18 protein-coding genes are annotated in these 20,458 nt (G+C 71.8%); 9 read left to right on the top strand and 9 right to left on the bottom strand.

Features of this window, described 5'->3' with window-relative positions; all coding sequences use genetic code 11:
* The 3 genes from AC07DO_RS24080 to glgB form a co-directional block, all read left to right on the top strand.
* The coding region (locus tag AC07DO_RS24080) for an alpha-amylase family glycosyl hydrolase (RefSeq protein ID WP_479062447.1) at positions 1–1,128 on the top strand (1,128 nt) is incomplete at its 5' end.
* Positions 1,129–1,266: 138 nt separating this feature from the next.
* The gene (locus AC07DO_RS24075) at positions 1,267–2,706 is read left to right on the top strand and encodes a maltokinase N-terminal cap-like domain-containing protein (protein WP_479062445.1); all 1,440 of its coding nucleotides are present in this window, start codon (positions 1,267–1,269) and stop codon (positions 2,704–2,706) included.
* 26 nt (positions 2,707–2,732) lie between these two features.
* Positions 2,733–5,162 carry a 1,4-alpha-glucan branching enzyme gene (glgB, locus tag AC07DO_RS24070; RefSeq protein WP_479062443.1) on the top strand — a complete coding sequence of 810 codons (2,430 nt, stop codon included), beginning with the start codon at positions 2,733–2,735 and terminating at the stop codon, positions 5,160–5,162.
* On the opposite strand, the gene AC07DO_RS24065 is transcribed toward glgB, so the two are convergent.
* The 4 genes from AC07DO_RS24065 to AC07DO_RS24050 all read right to left on the bottom strand — a co-directional run bounded on the left by AC07DO_RS24065 (position 5,137) and on the right by AC07DO_RS24050 (position 9,268).
* Entirely contained in the window at positions 5,137–7,383 is a 2,247-nt protein-coding gene (locus AC07DO_RS24065) for a HelD family protein (RefSeq protein ID WP_479062441.1), read from the bottom strand. The two genes, glgB and AC07DO_RS24065, sit on opposite strands and share 26 nt — an antisense overlap.
* Positions 7,384–7,556: 173 nt before the next feature.
* Entirely contained in the window at positions 7,557–7,889 is a 333-nt protein-coding gene (gene trxA / locus AC07DO_RS24060; RefSeq protein ID WP_479062439.1) for a thioredoxin, read from the bottom strand.
* A gap of 12 nt (positions 7,890–7,901) precedes the next feature.
* A complete protein-coding gene (locus tag AC07DO_RS24055; protein WP_479062437.1) occupies positions 7,902–8,294 on the bottom strand; it encodes a MerR family transcriptional regulator in 393 nt (130 codons plus the stop codon).
* Between the two features lie 47 nt (positions 8,295–8,341).
* Positions 8,342–9,268, bottom strand: a complete 927-nt coding sequence (locus tag AC07DO_RS24050; protein ID WP_479062505.1) for a MerR family transcriptional regulator — start codon at positions 9,266–9,268, stop codon at positions 8,342–8,344.
* A gap of 149 nt (positions 9,269–9,417) precedes the next feature.
* Between AC07DO_RS24050 and AC07DO_RS24045 the strand changes: the two genes are divergently transcribed.
* A complete protein-coding gene (locus AC07DO_RS24045; RefSeq protein ID WP_479062436.1) occupies positions 9,418–10,248 on the top strand; it encodes an alpha/beta fold hydrolase in 831 nt (276 codons plus the stop codon).
* Here AC07DO_RS24045 and AC07DO_RS24040 read toward each other — a convergent pair.
* From AC07DO_RS24040 to AC07DO_RS24030, 3 genes are all read right to left on the bottom strand, one after another.
* Positions 10,245–10,796, bottom strand: coding sequence for a hypothetical protein (locus tag AC07DO_RS24040; RefSeq protein WP_479062434.1), 552 nt, complete (start codon positions 10,794–10,796; stop codon positions 10,245–10,247). The genes AC07DO_RS24045 and AC07DO_RS24040 overlap by 4 nt on opposite strands.
* A 107-nt stretch (positions 10,797–10,903) precedes the next feature.
* On the bottom strand, positions 10,904–11,509 hold the full coding sequence (locus tag AC07DO_RS24035; RefSeq protein WP_479062432.1) for a dihydrofolate reductase family protein: 606 nt from the start codon (positions 11,507–11,509) through the stop codon (positions 10,904–10,906).
* Between the two features lie 125 nt (positions 11,510–11,634).
* The gene (locus AC07DO_RS24030) at positions 11,635–12,066 is read right to left on the bottom strand and encodes an ATP-binding protein (RefSeq protein WP_479062430.1); all 432 of its coding nucleotides are present in this window, start codon (positions 12,064–12,066) and stop codon (positions 11,635–11,637) included.
* A gap of 232 nt (positions 12,067–12,298) precedes the next feature.
* On the opposite strand from AC07DO_RS24030, the gene AC07DO_RS24025 reads away from it, so the two are divergent.
* Together AC07DO_RS24025 and AC07DO_RS24020 are read left to right on the top strand one after the other, a co-directional pair.
* Positions 12,299–13,180, top strand: a complete 882-nt coding sequence (locus AC07DO_RS24025) for a helix-turn-helix domain-containing protein (protein WP_479062428.1) — start codon at positions 12,299–12,301, stop codon at positions 13,178–13,180.
* 3 nt (positions 13,181–13,183) lie between these two features.
* Positions 13,184–13,417, top strand: coding sequence for a DUF397 domain-containing protein (locus AC07DO_RS24020; RefSeq protein WP_479062426.1), 234 nt, complete (start codon positions 13,184–13,186; stop codon positions 13,415–13,417).
* A gap of 75 nt (positions 13,418–13,492) precedes the next feature.
* On the opposite strand, the gene AC07DO_RS24015 is transcribed toward AC07DO_RS24020, so the two are convergent.
* Positions 13,493–15,172 (bottom strand): MFS transporter, encoded by a 1,680-nt coding sequence (locus AC07DO_RS24015; protein ID WP_479062424.1) that lies wholly within the window; start codon positions 15,170–15,172, stop codon positions 13,493–13,495.
* A gap of 169 nt (positions 15,173–15,341) precedes the next feature.
* Between AC07DO_RS24015 and AC07DO_RS24010 the strand changes: the two genes are divergently transcribed.
* Positions 15,342–15,941: a TetR/AcrR family transcriptional regulator gene (locus AC07DO_RS24010; RefSeq protein ID WP_479062422.1), complete on the top strand. Its 600-nt coding sequence runs from the start codon at positions 15,342–15,344 to the stop codon at positions 15,939–15,941.
* Between the two features lie 133 nt (positions 15,942–16,074).
* Here AC07DO_RS24010 and AC07DO_RS24005 read toward each other — a convergent pair whose 3' ends face one another.
* Entirely contained in the window at positions 16,075–17,487 is a 1,413-nt protein-coding gene (locus tag AC07DO_RS24005; protein ID WP_479062421.1) for a cation:dicarboxylate symporter family transporter, read from the bottom strand.
* 294 nt (positions 17,488–17,781) lie between these two features.
* Here AC07DO_RS24005 and AC07DO_RS24000 point away from each other — a divergent pair, with 294 nt between their 5' ends.
* A complete protein-coding gene (locus tag AC07DO_RS24000) occupies positions 17,782–19,632 on the top strand; it encodes a sensor histidine kinase (RefSeq protein WP_479062419.1) in 1,851 nt (616 codons plus the stop codon).
* Complete coding sequence (locus tag AC07DO_RS23995; RefSeq protein WP_479062417.1) at positions 19,629–20,312, top strand: response regulator; 684 nt, start codon at positions 19,629–19,631, stop codon at positions 20,310–20,312. The genes AC07DO_RS24000 and AC07DO_RS23995 overlap by 4 nt, the downstream gene beginning before the upstream one ends.
* The last annotated feature ends 146 nt before the right edge of the window (positions 20,313–20,458 follow it).

Below are 20,458 nucleotides of genomic sequence, written 5' to 3'. Positions count from 1 at the left end.
ATCTCCGCCCTGCGCTTCTGGCTCGACCTCGGCATCGACGGTTTCCGCCTCGACGCCGTCCCCTACCTCTTCGCCGAAGAGGGCACCAACTGCGAGAACCTCCCCCGCTCCCACGCCTTCCTGCAACGCGTCCGCGCCGAGATCGACGCGCACTATCCGGACACCGTTCTTCTTGCCGAGGCCAATCAGTGGCCCGAGGACGTCGTCGACTACTTCGGCGACTTCGAAAAGGGCGGCGACGAATGCCACATGGCATTCCACTTCCCCGTCATGCCCCGCATCTTCATGGCCGTACGCCGTGAATCCCGCTACCCCGTATCCGAAATCCTCGCCAAGACCCCCGCCATTCCCTCGGGCTGCCAGTGGGGCATCTTCCTGCGCAACCACGACGAACTGACCTTGGAGATGGTCACCGACGAAGAACGCGACTACATGTACGCGGAGTACGCCAAGGACCCGCGCATGCGCGCCAACATCGGCATCCGCCGGCGGCTCGCCCCGCTCCTGGACAACGACCGCAACCAGATCGAGCTCTTCACCGCACTCCTGCTCTCGCTGCCCGGCTCGCCGATCCTCTACTACGGCGACGAGATCGGCATGGGCGACAACATCTGGCTCGGCGACCGCGACGCGGTACGCACCCCCATGCAGTGGACCCCGGACCGCAACGCGGGCTTCTCGTCCTCCGATCCCGGGCGGCTCTACCTGCCCACCATCATGGACCCGGTCTACGGCTACCAGGTCACCAACGTCGAAGCCTCCATGTCCTCACCGTCCTCCCTGCTCCACTGGACGCGCCGCATGATCGAGATCCGCAAGCAGAACCCGGCGTTCGGACTCGGCTCGTACACCGAACTCCCGTCGTCCAACCCGGCGGTGCTCGCCTTCCTGCGAGAGGCGCCGTCGAGCGAGACCGACGAGGACGAGGGCGACGATCTGGTGCTGTGCGTGCACAACTTCTCGCGCTTCGCCCAGCCCACCGAACTGGATCTCCAGACCTTCGCGGGACGCCATCCCGTCGAGCTCATCGGCGGGGTGCGCTTTCCGGCCATCGGTGAGCTCCCGTACCTCCTGACACTCGCGGGACACGGGTTCTACTGGTTCCGGTTGCGCAAGGAACCGGCGTAGGCTCCGGCAGCGCGACGCCTCGCGGGGCGGTTTCCACTGCCCCGCCCTGGGCACTCCTACGCAACGACCGGCACCCCCATCCGCACCACCGGCACTCCCGCACCTGCCTCGTCCGCGACGCGGAAAGGACGCGACGCCATGTCGGAAGCCGCCATCCGCCCCGGTGCGCACGCCTCGGCGCTGCTCGCCTCGCTCGACCCGCTGCTGCGCGCATGGCTGCCCCGGCAGCGGTGGTTCGCCGGGAAGGGCCGTCCCATCACCTCCCTGGAGGCTGTGGCGGCGACCGAGCTCCTGCCGCGCAGCTCACCCTGCGGCCTGCTCCATCTCCTCCTGCGGGTCCGCCAGCCGATGGCGCCCCCACAGGGCGCCGGGCTCGACGGGCCGCTCGCCGAACGCCCCACCGACTGCTACCAGTTGCTGCTCGGCGTGCGCCGCACGCTCCCTCCGCATCTGGCCCCCGCGATGATCGGGCACGCCACCGAGGGCCCCCTCACCGGCCACACCGTGTACGACGCGCTGCACGACCCGCGGCTCACCGGACTCCTCCTGGAACGGCTGCGCATACCCGGACGGCACGGAGTCCTCCGCTTCGAGCGCGACATGGGCGTCGAGATCCCCTCGGGCCTCGCCCCGCGCCCGCTCACCTCCGAACAGTCCAACACCTCGCTCGTCTACGGCGATACGTTCATCCTCAAGCTGTTCCGCCGGGTCGTGCCCGGCCTCAACCCCGACCTCGAACTGCCGCTGCGGCTCGCCGCGGAGGGCTGCCCACGGGTGCCCGCGCCCGCCGCGTGGTTCCTCGCCGACCTGGAGACGGGCTCGTCCGCGCCCGAGGAGAGCTGCGGCCTCGGGGTGCTCCAGCCGTATCTGGCCGGGGCCGACGACGGCTGGGAGCTAGCCCTGCGGATGCGCGACAAGGGCGAGTCCTTCACCGGCGAGGCACGGGCACTCGGCCGCGCCACCGCCGAGGTCCACGCGGCCCTCGCCGCCGCGCTGCCGACCGTCACGCTGGGCCGGGCCCAGGTGGAGCTGGTCGCCGACGCCATGGCGGAGCGCCTCACCGCGGCGGCACAGGCCGTCCCCGCGCTGCGGCCCTACGCGCCCGGGCTGCTCACCGCCTTCGAGGCGCTCGCCGACCTCGGCGGTGAGGGGCAGGCGTGGACGGCCCAGCGCGTCCACGGCGACCTGCACCTCGGGCAGTGCCTGCGCTCCCCGGACGGCGAGTGGTCGCTCATAGACTTCGAGGGCGAACCCGCGCGGCCGCTCGCCGAGCGCCGCCTCCCCCAGCCGCCGGCCCGCGACGTGGCGGGCATGCTGCGCTCCTTCGACTACGCCGCGTCCCACGGCACCTGGTCGCCCGGCTGGGCCGAGGAGTGCCGGGCCGCCTACTGCGCGGGGTACGCGGAGGTGGCGGGCCGCGACCCGCGCACGGACCCCGTGCTGCTGCGCGCCCACGAGACCGACAAGGCGGTCTACGAAGTCCTGTACGAGGCACGCCACCGCCCCGACTGGCTGCCGGTCCCGCTGGCCGCGGTCCGCCGCCTCGCCGAGGACGGCCCCGCCGACGAAGCCCACTGACCACTCCTCCTGAGGAGGCCTCTCCCGTGTCCCCGCGCCCCCGCAAACCGTCCGACGAAACCGCCGCCCCCACCCCACCGGCCACCCCGGCCCCGAAGCGTGCGAGGACCGGGAAGACCCCGAAGGCGGCGAAGCCCGCGAAGACCACCAGGAGCGCGAAGAAGCCCCCGGCGACGGCCCCGGCACCCACCACCGGGCCCCCCGTCACCGAGGCCGCCGGCCTCACCGAGTTCACTGAACCCGCCGTCACCGACTCCCCCGTCTCCGAAGGCGACCGCGCCCGGCTCCTGAGCGGCACCCACCACGACCCGCACGGCGTCCTCGGTGCGCACTCCGTGCCCGGTGGCACCGCCTTCCGCGCGCTGCGCCCCTACGCGAAGGCGGTCGCCGTCGTCACCGACGGGCTCCGCGCCGAGCTGCGCGACGACGGCGACGGCTTCTTCTCCGCCGTGCTGCCGCTGCGGGCCGTGCCCGAGGACTACCGGCTCCACGTCACGTACGAGGACACGGAGCTGGAGATCCACGACGCGTACTCCTTCCTGCCCTCGCTCGGCGAGTTCGACCTGCATCTGATCGGCGAGGGGCGGCACGAGCGGCTGTGGGAGGCGCTCGGCGCGCGGCTCATGACGCATCAGGGCGCCACCGGGACGCGGTTCACGGTGTGGGCGCCGAACGCCCGCGGGGTGCGGGTCGTCGGCGGCTTCAACTTCTGGGACGGCGTCGGGTTCCCGATGCGTTCGCTCGGCGGCAGCGGCGTGTGGGAGCTGTTCGTGCCGTCCGTCGGCGAGGGCGAGCTGTACAAGTTCGAGATCACCCGGTCCGACGGCTCCACGACCCAGCGCGCCGACCCGCTGGCGCGCCGCACGGAGGCGCCGCCCGCGAACTCCTCGGTGGTGCACGAGTCGCGCCACGAGTGGCACGACCAGGAGTGGCTGGCCAGGCGGGCAGAGGTGCCCGTCCATGAGGCGCCCTTCTCGGTGTACGAGGTCCATCTGGCCTCCTGGCGGCCGGGCCTGACGTACCGTCAGCTCGCCGAGCAGCTGCCCGCGTACGTCACCGACCTCGGGTTCACACACGTCGAGCTGATGCCCGTCGCCGAGCACCCGTTCGGCGGGTCCTGGGGCTATCAGGTGACCGGCTTCTACGCGCCGACCGCGCGCCTCGGCACGCCTGACGACTTCAAGTTCCTCGTCGACGCGCTGCACCGGGCGGGGATCGGCGTCCTGATGGACTGGGTGCCCGCGCACTTCCCGCGCGACGACTGGGCGCTCGCCGAGTTCGACGGCCGCCCGCTGTACGAGCACGAGGACCCGGCCCGCTCCGCGCACCCCGACTGGGGGACGCTGGAGTTCGACTACGGCCGCAAGGAGGTACGCAACTTCCTCGTCGCCAACGCCAGTTACTGGTGCGAGGAGTTCCACATCGACGGTCTGCGCGTCGACGCCGTGGCCTCCATGCTCTACCTCGACTACTCGCGCGAGGACGGCCAGTGGACGCCGAACGCGCACGGCGGGCGCGAGAACCTCGACGCCGTCGCCTTCCTCCAGGAGATGAACGCCACCGTCTACCGCCGCTCCCCCGGCGTCGTCACCATCGCCGAGGAGTCCACGGCCTGGGACGGCGTCACCCGGGCCACGCACCACCAGGGACCCGGCGGCTTCGGCGGCCTCGGCTTCGGGCTGAAGTGGAACATGGGCTGGATGCACGACTCCCTCGGCTACGTCTCCAAGGAGCCGGTGCACCGCAAGTACCACCACAACGAGATGACGTTCTCGATGGTGTACGCGTACAGCGAGAACTACGTCCTGCCGATCTCGCACGACGAAGTCGTCCACGGCAAGCGGTCGCTGGTGTCGAAGATGCCGGGCGACTGGTGGCAGCAGCGGGCCACGCAGCGCGCGTACCTCGGCTTCATGTGGGCCCACCCCGGCAAGCAGCTCCTCTTCATGGGGCAGGAGTTCGCGCAGGGCGCCGAGTGGTCGGAGAGCCACGGCCCGGACTGGTGGCTGCTCGACCCGGCGTACGGCGCGGAGCCCGACCACCGCGGCATGCGGGACCTGGTCCGCGAGCTGAACACGGTCTACCGGCGCGAGGGCGCCCTGTGGCAGCGCGACACGGACCCCGGCGGCTTCGCCTGGGTGGAGGGCGACGCGGCCGAGGACAACGTCTTCGCGTTCCTCCGGTACCCCGCCGAGAACGGCACGGGGTCCGACGGCCGGCCGCTGCTCGCCGTCTCCAACTTCTCACCGGTCGTCCGGCACGGCTACGGCCTGGGCGTGCCGGACGAGTTCGCCGCGTGGCAGGAGGTGCTGAACACGGACGAGGCCCGCTTCGGCGGCGGGGACGTCACCAACCCCGACCCGCTGAAGCCCGCCCCGACCCCGTCCCACGGCCGTCCCGTGTCCCTGCACCTGACCCTGCCGCCGCTGGCTACGGTGTGGCTTCGACCTGCTTGAGCGCGACGGGCAGGTCCTGCGTGTACAGGACGCCGAGGCGCTGCGTGGCCCGGGTCAGGGCCACGTACAGGTCGCTCGTCCCGTACCGCGCGGGCTCCACGACCAGGACCGTGTCGAACTCCAGGCCCTTCGCCTGACGCGGGTCGATCAGGACGACCGGCCGCGTCAGGTCCGGGGCCCGCCCGGCCGTCACCCCGGGCAGCCGTGCGGCGAGCTCCGGGTGGAGCTCGCGGGGCGCGATCACCGCGAGGCGGCCCTCGTCCCGGGCCTCGGCGGCGACCGCGTCGGCCACGGAGGCGGCGAGGTCGCCGGTGCGGCGCGCCCAGGGCCGTACCCCCGTGGACCGCACCGAGCTCGGAGGCATGAAGTCGGGCCGCTCCGCGCGCGGCACCTCCGCCGCCACGTCCATGATCTCCACGGGCGTGCGGTAGTTCACGCCGAGCCGGGTGTACTCCCAGCGGTCCTCGACGTACGGGGCGAGGATGCTGTCCCAGGAGCCGCAGCCGCCCGCCTCCGCGGTCTGCGCCGGGTCGCCGACGAGCGTCATGGAGCGGGTCGGGCAGCGCCGCATGAGCAGCCGCCAGGCCATCGCGGAGAGCTCCTGCGCCTCGTCGACGATGATGTGCCCGAACGCCCAGGTGCGGTCGGCGGCCGCGCGCTCGGCGGCGCTGCGGTGGTCGGCCTCCTCCTGGCGTTCGGCCATGCGCTCCGCGTCGATGATGTTGTGCGCGAGCAGGACCTCGGCGTCGTCCTCGTCCTTGTCCTCGAACTCGTACGTCCGTGAGGCCCGCGACACGTCGAGCACGCCCTGCGCGTAGGCGATCTGCTTCTCGCGCTCCGCCTCGGCGGCGGCCCGCGCGGCGCTGTCGTCGTGGCCGAGCAGTTCAGCGGCCTCGTCGAGGAGCGGGACGTCGGCGGCGGTCCAGGGCGCGTCGTACGGCCTGCGGACGGCGTCCGCGTCCCGCTCGGAGAGGCCCGTCGGGTCCTCAAGGAATTCCGCGAGGAAGCGCTGCGGGGTGAGCGTGGGCCACAGCTCCTCGATGGCAGCGTGCACCTCCGCGCTGGCCGCGACGCCCTTGCCGAGCTGGGCGATGTCGTCGGGGCCCAGGAAGTTCGGGCCGCCGTACGGGTCGTGGCCGATGCGCTCGGCGAGCTGGGCGGTCAGCTCGTCGATGACGCGGAAGGCGAAGTGCGGCCGTCCGAGGTTGTGCGGCACGTCCGCGGCGCGGGCCGCCTCGCGCGCCTGGTCGGCGATCGTCCAGTCCAGGATGAGGTCGCCGTCGTCGTGCTCGATGACGATCGGCTCGCCCGGCTCCGGGGTGCGCTGCCGGTCGCGCACGGCCGCGGCGAGGACGTCCGCCATCTCCGCGCGGCCCTTGACCTCGGCGGCCTCGGGGCTTTCGGTGCCGGTCGCCGTCACGCCGGGGAAGAGCTCGCCGACCGTCGAGAGCAGCACGCCGGTCTCGCCGAGTGCGGGAAGGACCTCGCCGATGTAGCCGAGGAACGCCGGGTTGGGGCCGACGATCAGGACGGCGCGCTTGGCGAGCAGCTCGCGGTGGGCGTAGAGGAGGAACGCGGCCCGGTGCAGCGCCACGACCGTCTTGCCGGTGCCGGGGCCGCCCTCGACGACGAGGACGCCGCGGTGCGGGGCGCGGATGATGCGGTCCTGCTCGGCCTGGATGGTCTGCACGATGTCGTGCATGCGGCCGGTGCGGGCCGAGTCGAGGGCGGCGAGCAGCACCTCGTCGGCGTCGGCGCCCTCGTGGCCGGTGCGGGTCGTGTCGCTCAGGTCGAGGAGCTCGTCGTGCAGGGCGGTGACCTCGCGGCCCTGGGTGGTGATGTGCCGGCGCCTGCGCAGGCCCATCGGGGTGTGCCCCGTCGCGAGATAGAAGGGGCGCGCGACATCGGCACGCCAGTCGATCACGAGCGGGGTGCGTTCGGTGTCGGACGCGCGGATTCCGATGCGTCCGATGTGGTGATCACGGCCGTCGCGGAATTCGAGCCTTCCGAAGCACAGACCGTTCTCCCCCGCGTCGAAGGCGGCGAGCAGCCCGGACCGCTCCGCGACCAGGACGTCCCGCTCAAGGCGCGCCTGGAGACCGTTGCCGACCTGCGACAACGATGCCTGCATGGCGGACTCGGCCTCCTCGCGCAGCGCGTCCAGGCGCGCGTACAGCCCGGAGACGAATTGCTGCTCTTCACGCAATTCCTCGGTTGACAATTCAGCCCCTCGCCAGTTACAGTGCTCTTATTGAACTTCTCGCGACACGCCCCGCTTGGAAATCAAGACAGACGGGCAGAGATTCGCGAAAGAATCCAATATACGCAGAGAAATCCCCCGGACGTCAATTCGCCCGGGGGATTTCTTTTGGGGCCGCGGTCCGGCCCGCCGCCTCAGAGCACGTCGGCCAGCTCCGTGAGCAGCTTCCGCTTGGCCCGCGCGCCCACCATCTGCTTCACGGGCTCACCATCCCGGAACACGATCATGGTCGGCGCCGACAGCACCTTGTAGGCGATCGCGGTCTCCGGGCTGCGGTCCACGTCCAGCTGCACGATCTTCAGGCGCTCCGCCTCCTCGCGCGCCAGCTCACTGAGCACCGGCGCCAGTTGCCGGCACGGCCCGCACCAGTCCGCCGTGAACTCGACCAGCACGGGGCGGTCCGCCTCCCGCAGCACCTCCCCCTCGAAATCCGCGTCCGTCACCTCGGCCACGCCTGCTGCCTTCATGTGCCACTCTCCTCATCCCGTGAGTTCGCACCGCGGCTCCGGGCCGCCCGGGAGGGCGGCCTCGGCGCGCGCGAGCTGCGCCCCGACCTGATCGCGCACCGCTCTCAACTCGCCGATCAGCGCGTCGAGTTCGGTGAGCTTGCGGCGGTACACGGCGAGCGACGCGGGGCACGAGTCGCCCTCCGGATGGCCGGAGCGCAGACACTCCACGAAGGGCCTGGTCTCCTCCAGGTCGAACCCGAAGTCCTGGAGGGTCCTGATCTGCTCCAGGAGCCGCACGTCGTCCTCGTCGTACGTGCGGTAGCCGTTGCCGGACCGCCGTGCGGGGAGCAGCCCCCGGGACTCGTAGTAGCGCAGCGTCCGCGTGGTCGTCCCCGCGCGCGCCGCGAGCTCGCCGATTCGCATACCCAGACGGTAATCCTTGACGTGGGCGTCAAGGCCAGGGCATCTCGTCAGGGCTGGGGGGCTGACGAAGCGAGCGCGGCCCGCAGCCAGTTGTCGGCGCTGCCCGGTGTCGGTGGCAGGGGCTCGGCGGGCGGGGTCATCACCTCGGCCGCCAGCTGCCAGTAGCGGTCGATGCGGGGTTCCGCAGCGAGCATCCGGTGCAGGGCGCGGCGGAAGTCCGGGGTGTCGCGGCGGTTGAGTGAGGCGGCGTGGACGGCGACGAAGCAGTCCAGGGCCTCGCCCTCGTGCGGGACGCGGCCCGCCCGCACGTCCGGCGCGGCCAGCTCGAAGGCCTCGGGCAGTCCTTCGTAGAGCACGGCGGGGCGGTACCCCTTGCCGGTCGAGTGCACTTCGGGTTGTCCATAGTCCGTTCCCGCGCGCGGCCCCGAGACGAAGCAGGGGTCGGTGACGAAGTCCTGCAGCCGGGCGAAGGCGAGGACCTGGGCGGGGGCCGGGTCGTCGGGCGGTACCGGTACGGCCCGCTCGACGACGGCCGAGACGACCCGGGACGGCAGCCGCGCGGGCAGCCAGCACCGCCAGAACCGGGCGAGCGCGGCCGTCCCGGGCGGCGTGGACACGGCTCCCACCAACCGCAGCCGTTCGGCGCGCTCCTGGGGCGTGCAGTCGGTGAGGAGCCGCAGCGCCGCCTCGCGCCAGCGCAGCGCGGCGAGCCGCGAGCCAACCTCCTTCAACTGCCCCGCGATGACGTCCTCCAGCTCGTCGTCCCGGTCCAGGACGCGGCTCACGTCGGGGACGGGGAGGTCGAGGGTGCGCAGGGAGCGGATGAGGCGGAGCCGGTCGAGCGCGTCGGGGCCGTAGCGGCGGTGGCCGCCTCCGCTGCGGGTGGCTTCGGGGAGCAGGCCGCGGTCGGAGTAGAAGCGGACGGTCTTGACGGAGACGCCGGCTCGTTCGGCGAGCTGTCCGATGCTCCACAGGTCGCCGGGCGGTCCGGGGAGTCCGGGGGTTCCGGGCGGCTGTTCGTTCTCGGCGGGCGACACGACTTGAACCTCCCTCAGGGGGAGTTCCTACGGTACCGGCGGGCGCGGGGCGGTCCCGCGCCCGTCCGACCGTACGAGGAGGAACCATGACCGCGACGTTCGTGCTGGTGTCGGGCGGTTACACGGGTGGCTGGCTCTGGCGGGACGTGGCCGCGGGGCTGCGAGCGGCGGGGGCGGAGGTACATCCGGCGACGCTCACGGGGCTCGGCGACCGTCGCCATCTGGCGGGTCCCGAGGTCGACCTCGACACCCACATCGAGGACCTCACCCAGCTGATCGACCACATCGACGCGCCCGAGGTGGTCCTCGTGGGCTACTGCTACGGCATCTATCCGTCCGTGGGCGCCGCCGACCGCCGCGCGGACCGCATCGCGCGGCTGGTGTACCTGGACTCCCCCCTGCCGCAGGACGGCTACTCCATGATCGACCAGGTGCGCGAGCAGATGCCGGACAGGCCGGCCCGCGACCGGACCCTGAGCCAACAGGAGCGGGCGGAGGACGGCTGGCGGATCCCGGCGCCGTCGTTGGAGGAGTGGCGGGCGCACGGGAACCTGGCGGGCGTGTCCGACGAAGCGCTGGACCGGCTCGCGCGCCTGGCATCACCCGCACCGGCGGGCCCGTACGCCCAGAAGCTCCGGATCTCGGAGGCAGTAGCGGCCCTACCGACGACCGGCGTCTTCTGCACCACAGGCGGCACGATGGACATCGCGTCGTTGGAGGCCCTGGTGGCGTCGGGCCTGCCGCTCGTCCAGCACCTGGCCGACCCGCGCGCCACGTTCTTCGACATGGCGACGGGCCACTGGCCGATGCTCTCCACCCCCGGGGATTTGACCGACGTACTGCTGCGCGCCGCGGCGGGCGAGGGCCACCGCCTGAGGACCGCGGGGTCCGCCGGGTCCGCCGGGTCCGCCGCCTAGGCAGACGTACCCGTACCGCGCCGGCGCCGGTGGTATCCGTACGCCAGGGCGAGGATCAGCGGCCCCCACAGCGCCATCAGGCCGCTGGTCACGGCGGCCAGGAGCCGCCACCACCCGTTGGCGTACGGGACGTCGGAGAACCCGGCGAGGTGGAAGGTGCAGAGCACCCAGTCGACCAGCAGCGCGGTGAAGAGCAGCCCCAGCAGGGTGGCGGGCACGGTCACCGCGTACGGCGGTATACGCCTGCCGCCGAGGCCGGGCACCCGGCGCGACACCACCTCGCCCCACGGCCGCACCAGCCCACGGCAGAGCAGCGCGCACGCCTCGGACAGCAGGCTGAGCGTGACGACGTACGACACGTTGGCCCACCGGGACCACGACATCGGGGCGACGTCCGCCCCCATGAGGTGGTCGAATCCGATGGGCAGCCGCCACAGGCACACGGGCAGGGCGAGGAGGGGAAGCAGCCGGGCGACGCGCTCCGCCCAGGGAGGCACGGGTCGCGCCGGAGTAGTGGTGGCCGTGGTCGTCGTCTCGCTGATCGCCATGCGTCCACTCTGGTCGGCGGCGGACGCACGGGAATCACGCGCACGTGGCGATCGGCTCCCCCTCGCGGCGGAGGACGCCTCACTCCGAAGTACCCCGTTTCCGGCCTCTACACGGCGTCCCCGGCAGCCTTGTCGTAGGTCAGGAAGATCGTGCCGCTGTCGAGGAGCACGGCGTCGCTCCGCTCGTACAGCACGGGGTCGAAGGCCGTGTTCCGCGCGAACAGGGGCGTGCCCGAACCCAGCGTCAGCGGGCCGATCTTGACGACGAGCCGGTCGATCTCGCCGCGCAGCGCCCCGGCGAGCTCACCGCCGCCGCACAGCCAGATGTCCTTGCCCTCCTCCCGCTTCAGCTCCCGCACCTTCTCGACCGGGTCGGTGGCGACCAGCTCGACGCCCGGATCGGGGCTCTCGGTGAGGGTGCGGCTGAAGACGTAGTGGCGGAGGTGGGGGTAGGCGTTGGTCAGTCCGGCGTCGAGGCCGATCGCGTAGGTCCTGCGGCCTTCGAGGACCGTGTCGAAGTGGGTCCCCTCGACGGTGATGCCGAGGGCCTGCCTGGCCGGGGCGGGCAGGGTCTCGGGGTACGTCTCGACCAGGTGCTCGACGTAGTCCTGCGCGACCGGCCAGAACCCGTCGGGGCCGGTGGGGTCGGCGCCGTCGGGACCGGCGATGAACCCGTCGAGGCTGACGGCGATGAAGTAAACGAGCTTTCGCATACGGGCTCCTTGGCTGTGGCATCGGCCCACGACGTTTGTTGCACTCCAGGTGAAGTGGTCAGAACGTAGTACTTCACCTGGAGTGGTGTCAACGGTTGGGCGGGCCAGGTTCCGGTCCCGCCCAGCTACCGGGCCCCTTCGGCAACCCTGGCGCGTACGGTCTTGCCGACTCCCGTACGCGGAAACCACTCGAACTCCACGGTGAGTTGCCGCACCACGAGCAGGCCGCGCCCGCCTTCTCCCTCGTCGAGGGCCCCGTCGGCGCCCCCGTCGAAACCCGGGAACACGGGCACCGGGTCCGAGACGTCGACGACGAGTCCCGCCGCCCCCTCCTCGACGGCAAGGCGCAGCCACACGTGGTGACCGGGGATCCTGCCGTGGCGCACGGCGTTGGCGAGCAGTTCGGAGACGACGAGGACGGCGTCGTCGATGTCGCCGGTCCACTCCCAGGTCGTGAGCCGACGGCGGACGTGCCGGCGGGCGAGGCGGACGGTAGCGAGGGCCATGGGATAGCCCATGACCCAGTCACGGGCGGGGGGAGCCTTGAGGTCGGGCACGAGCGGAACCCTTGTTCGGCGGCGCGGGGTGAGCCCCGGCCGGTACGAGTGTTGCCCAACCACCGTGGCGAGACCGCGTTCCAGAGCACAATCGAAACTCCCCTGAAATTTCAGGGGAGACACAAGTGGACTATGCCGGAATGTGCACAAACGGCTGTGCGCGCCGCACACGAGGTGCCACACTCGGCGAACGGCACCAAACGAAGCGCACAAGGACCCACAGGCGGTGCACATGGCAGCCAAACGCGGCCGGACGGGCCAGCGGCTGGAACTCGGCCTTCAACTGCGCCAGTTGCGGGAGAACTGCGGCCTCGGTGACCGGGGCGGGGGCTTCACCAGAAAGCAGGCCATCCAGGGGACACGACTCTCCGAGGCCGCACTGCTCCGCATCGAGAACGGGGCCCTGAACTTTCGCAACGTGGGCGACCTGCGGAAGCTGCTGGGCAGGTACGGGGTCACTGACGAGGACGTCATTGAGTCATTCATCGGCCTCAACCGCGAGTCGGCACACCAGGATTGGCTGACGCAGTACCGCGGCCTCATGCCCGCGGGCATGCCCGGCTTCGTGGGTCTGGAGCCCGAGGCGCGCAGCATGCGGGCCTATCACCCCACGCTGGTGTACGGCCTCCTGCAGACCGAGGGGTACGCACGCGCCATCCACGAGGTGCAGAAACCGGTCGAGGAGACCACGTCGGAGCTCATCCGCAACAGCGTGGCGCTGCGGATGAAGCGTCAGGAGGTGCTCACCCGCGAGAACCCGGTCAAGCTTCGTGTCATCCTCGGAGAAGCCGCCCTGCGCTACCCCGTCGGGGGCGACGAGATCATGCGCGAACAGTTCGAGAAACTCGCGAGGTTGTCGGCGTGGGACCATGTCTCCATCCAGGTGCTGCCGTTCCGTCGCGGCTACCGTTCCGCCAACGACTTCGCGATCCTGGATCTCGGCGATCATCTGCCGCCCCGCGTCCAGATCGACAGCGCCTGGGGATCGACGCACACGTCGGACAAGCGCCGCGAAGTCGACCGGTTCGTGCGCCGGTTCGACGCCATGGCGGCTTCGGCCCTGCCGCCCGAGGACACGCCTGATTTCCTGAACCGACTGGAACGAGAGCTGTAGACCATGAACGCTCACCACGCAGCCCCTGAACTTGCCCCGGAACACGCCTGGTACAAGTCGTCGTACAGCGACGGCACCGGCCAGAACTGCCTAGAGGTCGCCCACCCGACGGAAACCCCCGGCATAGCCGTACGAGACTCCAAGAACCCCCACGGCCCCGCCCTGCTCCTCCACCCGTCGTCCTGGTCCGCATTCGTGGCCCACGCGAGCCGCACGGGCACGCCGAACGGCCGCTAGCGGGGACGCGACGACGCCCCCGACGCCGCCATCGCCGGCGCCGGGGGCGTCGCTACCGCTGAAACCCTCGCGCGGTTACCGCTGAGGCTCCCGCTCCCGTACGCCCTCGTCCGCGTCGGCGCCCTCCGGAGCCGCCGTACCCGAGGCGGACTTCCTCGGCAGCAGCACCGCCACGAGGACCGTGCCGACGCCGAGGATCGCCGCGCCGACGAGGCTCGTGTGCGCCACCGCGTCGGAGAACGCGGAGCCGACCGAGTCCGCCATCTTGTGGGCGCCCTGCGCGAGCTGCTCGGCCTGGCCCTTCAGCTGGGCGGCCTGCTCCGGCGAGGTCGCCTTCGCGGCCTGCCCCGCGACCTCGTGCGCCTTGTCGCCGATGCCCTGCGCCACCGCGTAACCCGCGCCGACGGAGTCCTGCGCGGTCTCCAGCGTGCCGTCGGGCAGCTTCGTGCCGGAGGCGGCCGCCGCGTCACCGAGCTTCGAGGAGTACGAGCTGGCGAGGACCGAGCCGAGGATGGCGATGCCGAGCGAGCCGCCGAGCTCGAGCGACGTGTCGTTGACCGCGCCGCCGACGCCGAGTTCGGACTCGGGGAACGCGCCCATGATCGCGTCGGTGCACGGCGAGAGGGCGAGGCCGATGGCGAGGCCCAGGATGATCAGCGGGGCGACGAAGTCCCCGTACGAGGAGGACGCGTCGACGCGCGTCAGGAGCGCGAGCGCCACCGTGCCCGCGACCATGCCCGCCGACACCGTGATCTTCATGCCGATGCGCGGGGTCAGATATCCCGTGAGCGCCGAGCCGACGAAGACCGCGCCGGCGAGCGGCAGCATGCGCACGCCCGTCTCCAGCGGGTTGTAGCCGAGGACGAACTGCAGGTGCTGCGTGAGGTAGTAGAACGCGCCGAAGACCGCGAGGAAGAAGAGCGCCACCGCGAGGTTCGAGCCCGCGAAGCGGCGGTTGAGGAAGCGGCGGACGTTCAGGATGGGGTGCGGGTGGCGGAGCTCCCAGCCGATGAAGGCCAGCAGGCCCACGCCCGCGACGACGGCCGCCGAGATCGCCTTGGCGTCCCAGCCGAAGTGCGGACCCTGGATGATCATGTAGACGAGCGCGCCGGTCCAGACGACGGAGAGCGCGCCTCCGACGTAGTCGATCCGGTTGCTGTGCCCGGCCTTGGACGGCGGCACGAGGACGAGGGCGCCGATGATGGCGACCACGGCGATCGGCACGTTGATCAGGAAGGTCGACGCCCAGCCGTGGTCCTCCAGGAGCGCGCCCGCGACGAGCGGCCCCGCCGCGATCGCGAGACCGGCCGTGGCGGTCCACAGCACGATCGCCTTGGCGCGCTCCGCGCGCGGGAAGGTCGCGGCGAGCAGCGAGAGGGTGGCGGGCATGATCATCGCCGCACCGAAGCCCATCACCGCGCGGGCCGCGATGACCCCGCCCGAGCTGTCGACGAGCGAGCCCGCGACCGATCCGGCGCCGAAGACGACGAGGCCGAGCACGAGCGCGCCGCGCCGGCTGTACTTGTCGCCGATCGCGCCGAGCAGCAGCATCAGCGCGGCGTACGGGACGGTGTAGCCGTCGATGACCCACTGGAGGTCGGAGCTGGAGAGCCCGAGGTCCTTGGTCATGTCGGGGGCGGCGACGGTCAGCGCCGTGTTCGCCATCACGATGATCAGGAGACTCAGGCAGAGCACGAGCAACGCCCACCAGCGGCGCGCGTACGGCTGCTTCATCTCCTCGACCGGTCGGTTCATGAGTAGAGCCACCGAAGCCTCACCCTTCCATGGTCCTTATACGTACTTGTCCGGTGACCTTGCACAGCACTGTGCAATTACACACGAGTGTGCAACTTACGCCACTGCACAGCAGTGTGCAAAACGGGCGGGAACTCCCGTCCTGGAACCTCCTGGACGCGCGTGCACAATGGAGCCCATGAGCCGAGCCGACGCCAACCGCCGCCGCATCCTGGAGGTGGCACTCGCCGAGCTGCTGCGCGATCCGGACGCCTCGATGGACCAGATCGCCCGCGCGGCCGGCGTCGTGCGCAGGACGGTCTACGGCCACTTCCCCAGCCGGGAGGCCCTGGTCGGCGCCCTGATCGACGGCGCGGTCGAGGCGGTCGCGGCGGCCCACGCCTCCGGACGCGCCCGCTCGGACGACCCCGCCGAGTCGCTCGCCCACTCGATGGTCGCCGTCTGGGAGATCGCCGACGGCTACCGCCTGCTCGTCGGCCTCGCGCAGCGCAGCGTCGCGATGGAGGGCATCAGACAGCGCCTCGCCCCGGTCCGCGACGAGTGCGTGAACGTCCTGCGACTCGGCCTGGACGAGGGCGCGTTCACCTCGCCCCTGCCGCCCGCCGCGCTCGCGTACGTCCACGAGCAGCAGCTCTTCGGCCTGATGGAAGCCGTCAACGACGGCCTGCTCGACCCCAAGGACGCGGGCCGCGCCGCCGCGTCGACGGCCCTCATGTCGGCGGGCGTTCCCGCGGAGCGGGCGCGGGGGATCATCGCGGCGCTGAACTGACCGCCGGACGTCCGCAGACACGGAGAAGCGCCGCCCGCGGCGTACGAGGAGGAAGCTCTCGTACGTCGCGGGCGGCGCCGGCGGCCCCCTTGGAGGAGGGGTGGGGGCCCCTTCACACGGCCGGGCCGGTGAACTACACCTTCACCGGCTCCTTGCCGTCGTCACGCGCTTCCGGCACGGCGTCCGCGCCGCGCCCGCGTCCGTCGGCCTCGACGGCGGGCGCCCCGTGCCCGTCGTCAACCAACGTACGCTCGTCGAAGGGGAGTTGTCCGGCGAGCACCGCCGTGACCCGCTCCTTGTCGACCTCCTTGGTCCAGGTGCCGATGAGGAGGGTGGCGACCGCGTTGCCCGCGAAGTTGGTGAGGGCGCGGGCCTCGCTCATGAAGCGGTCGACGCCGATGATCAGGCCGACGCCGTCGACCAGCGCGGGCTTGTGCGACTGGAGGCCACTCGCGAGGACCGCGATGCCGGAGCCGGAGACGCCCGCCGCGCCCTTGGACGCGATCATCATGAAGAGGAGCAGCGAGATCTGCTCGCCGATGCCGAGCGGCTGGTCCATGGCGTCGGCGATGAAGAGCGAGGCCATGGTCAGGTAGATCATGGTGCCGTCGAGGTTGAAGGAGTAGCCGGTCGGGACCGTGATGCCGACGACGGGACGGCTGACGCCCAGGTGCTCCATCTTCGCGATGAGCCGCGGCAGCGCGGACTCGGAGGACGACGTGGAGAGGATGAGCAGGAACTCGCGGCCCAGGTACTTGAGCAGCTTGAACAGGTTGACGCCGGTCACGAGCCGCACGAGCGTGCCGAGCACGACGACGATGAACAGCACGCAGGTGACGTAGAACCCGATCATGATCGTGGCGAGCGCCTTGAGCGCGTCGAGGCCGGTCTCGCCGATGACGGCGGCCATCGCGCCGAACGCGCCGATCGGGGCGGCCCACATGATCATGCCGAGAACGCGGAAGACCAGCTTCTGGATGTGCTCGATGCCGCGCAGCACGGGCTCGCCGGAGCGGCCCATCGCCTGCAGCGCGAAGCCCACGAGCAGCGCCACGAGGAGCGTCTGGAGCACCTCGCCCTGGGTGAAGGCGGAGACGAAGGTCTTGGGGATGATGCCGAGCACGAAGTCGACGAGGCCCTTGTCCGCCTCCTCGGCCGCCTTGTGGCCCGCGCCCTTCTCGGACTCGGTGATGTCCATGCCCGAGCCCGGGTGCAGGATGTTGCCGACGACGAGGCCGATGGCGAGCGCGACGGCGGACATCGCGATGAAATAGGCGAGCGCGAGGCCGCCGACCTTGCCGACCTTCGCGGCCTTGCGGACGGAGCCGACGCCGAGAACGATCGTGCAGAAGATGATCGGCGAGATCATCATCTTGATCAGGTCGACGAAGCCGGTGCCGACCGGCTTCAGCTCCTTGGCGAAGTCCGGCCAGATGAAGCCGACGGCGATGCCGAGCAGCACGGCGCCGATGACGGCGATGTAGAGGTAGTGCGTGCGGTCCCGCTTGGCGGCGGGCTGCGCTTGTGGGTCGGCCGTGGTGGTCACGGGGCCCTCCTTGAACGACGTCGTCGGCGTTGTGGTGCTTGTGGTGCCGGTATGCCTTGCTCCGGTGCCGCTGTCCTGCTTCGGTGCCTTCGGTACGTGCGGCTCACGTTCTCTGCGATCGGCTCACGGCCCGCGCGACCGGCACCCCGTCCCGGGTGCCCCGCTCGCGTCCCGGAGCGCGGCTCGCGTCCCGGGGATCCCGGTGACTATCTCCCGGCCTGTGAGGGCGGTCACCCTTACGTTCATTTAGTTCGCACTTATACGAGCACCTGTGCGAGGAGGCAGACTGGCCCCATGTCCAGCACCCGCCCCTCCCGTCCGCGAAGGCTCCCGCGCAGCCTGGCGGGCCAGCTCTTCGCGATGCAGATCGTGCTGGTCACGGCGGTGGTCGCCGGATGCGCCCTCTTCACGTACCTGAGCGACAAGCACCAGGCCGAGGAAGGCGCGCGCCGGCAGGCGACGGCGGCGGCTCGGGCGGTCGCAGACTCCCCTTCCGTACGGGAGGCCATCCGCGGCAGCGATCCGTCGAAGGAACTCCAGCCGTACGCGCTGCGGGTGCAGCGGGACACGGGCGTCGACTTCGTGACGATCATGGACCCGCGCGGCATCCGCTGGACGCACCCCGACGAGCGCCGCATCGGCGAGCGTTTCCTCGGGCACCGGGCGGACGCGCTCCTCGGCCGGACCTTCGCGGAGACGTACACCGGCACGCTGGGCCCTTCCGTGCGCGTCGTCACCCCCATCTGGGACGGGCCGACCGCGGGGGACGGGCGCATCGTCGGCCTCGTCAGCGCCGGCATCACCATCGAGGTGATCACCGAGAAGGCGCGCGGTCAGCTCGTCGCGCTGATCGGCGTGGCGGCCGCGGCCCTCGTGCTCGGCGGGATCGGCACGTACGTCATCAACGCGCGCCTGCGCCGCAGTACGCACGGCATGAACGCCGGCGAGCTGAGCCGCATGCACGACTACCACGAGGCGGTGCTGCACGCGGTGCGCGAGGGGCTGTTGATGCTGGACGGGCAGCGGCGCATCGCCCTCATCAACGACGGCGGGCGCGAGCTGCTCGGGCTGCGGGACGAGCCGGTGATCGGCCGCAACGTCTCCGAGCTAGGGCTCCCCGCCCCGCTGACGGGCGCGCTGCTCGCGGCCGGACCGCGGGTCGACGAACTGCATCTGACCGTCGACCGCGTGCTGGTCGTCAACACCTCGCCCGTGTCGGGCGGCGAGCGCCGCGGCACGGTGGTGACCCTGCGCGACCACACCGAGCTGCAGGCGCTCACCGGGGAGCTGGACTCCGAGCGCGGCTTCACGCGGGCGCTGCGCTCGCAGGCCCACGAGGCGGCGAACCGGCTCCACACGGTGGTGTCCCTCATCGAGCTCGGCCGCGCGGACGAGGCGGTCGACTTCGCCACGGCCGAGCTGGAGCTGGCGCAGGCGCTGACCGACCAGGTGGTGGCCGCGGTCAGCGAGCCCGTACTCGCCGCGCTCCTGCTCGGCAAGGCGGCGCAGGCCAACGAGCACGGGGTGGAGCTCGTCGTGTCGGACGACAGCAGCATCGACGACGGCATGCTCCCGGCGTCCCTGCCCGCCCGCGACCTGGTGACGGTCCTCGGCAACCTCATCGACAACGCGGTCGACGCGGCGCAGGGGTCACTCGTGGCGCGGGTCACGGTGACGGCGCGGGCCGACGCGGCGGGGCTCCTCCTGCGCGTCTCGGACACGGGGCCCGGCGTCGACCGCGCACAGCGGGACGCGGTCTTCGAACGCGGCTGGTCGACGAAGGCGGCGACGGGCCGCGGCCTCGGCCTGGCCCTGGTCCACCAGACGGTCACCCGCAACGGCGGCACACTGACGGTACGGGAGTCCCCGGAGGGCGGCGCGGAGTTCGAAGTAACCCTGGCACCCGGCCCCACCGAGGCCCGCCCGGCTACCCCCGCGGAAGGCCAACCCGCCACCCCTGCGCGGGGCGCCACCGCAGGCCTAAACGCCCCCACTGCGGAAGGCAGAGCCGCTGCCACTGCGGAAGGCCCAGGCACTACCCCGGCCCCGGGTGACGGCAACGGTGACGAAGGCACGGCCCAGGCCCCGGCTCCGGGCCCCGCTCCCGCCCCGGGTGCCCGCCACGATGACGGAGGCGTCCAGTGATCCGCGTACTCGTAGTCGAAGACGACCCCGTCGCGGCCGACGCCCACGTCCTCTACGTGAACCGCGTCCCCGGCTTCGAGGCCATCGACCGCCCCGCCCACTCCGCCGCCGAGGCCCGCCGCACCCTCGACCGCACCCCGGTCGACCTGATCCTCCTGGACCTGCACCTGCCCGACGGGCACGGACTCCAACTGGCCCGTTCCCTGCGCGCCGCCGGTCACCCCACGGACGTCATCGCGGTGACGTCGGCCCGGGACCTCGCGGTCGTCCGCGAGGGCGTCTCCCTCGGCGTCGTCCAGTACGTCCTGAAGCCGTTCACCTTCGCGACGCTCCGCGACCGCCTCACCCGGTACGCGGAGTTCCGCACCGCCGCCGCGGAGGGCGAGGCCACCGGTCAGGACGAGGTGGACCGCGCGCTCGCCACCCTGCGCGCGCCGAGCCCCGCCGCCCTGCCGAAGGGACTCAGCGGCCCCACCCTCGAACGCGTCATCCGCACCCTGCGCGACGCCCCCGGCGGCCTGACCGCCACCGCCGCCGCCCAGTCCGCTGGCCTCTCCCGGATCACCGCCCGCCGCTACCTGGAACACCTCGTCGACACGGCACGCGCGGCCCGCAGCCCCCAGTACGGCCACGTCGGCCGCCCCGAGCTGGTCTACCGCTGGCTTACGCCGAACGACTGAACCTCTCCACGGCCCACCCCCGGCCCGCCCCGGCCCTCCGCACTTCCCACCCCGGAGGCCTCATCAACGTACGCCCGACAACAACGTTGTCACGGTGGTGACGAGCAACAACGCACAGCGCCCGCAGAGGCATTGACCTTGCTCCG

The organism is Streptomyces sp. NPDC045678, from assembly GCF_056432085.1.
Note: the sequence above shows the minus strand (reverse complement) of the source record. Positions and strands in the feature narration are given on the sequence as shown.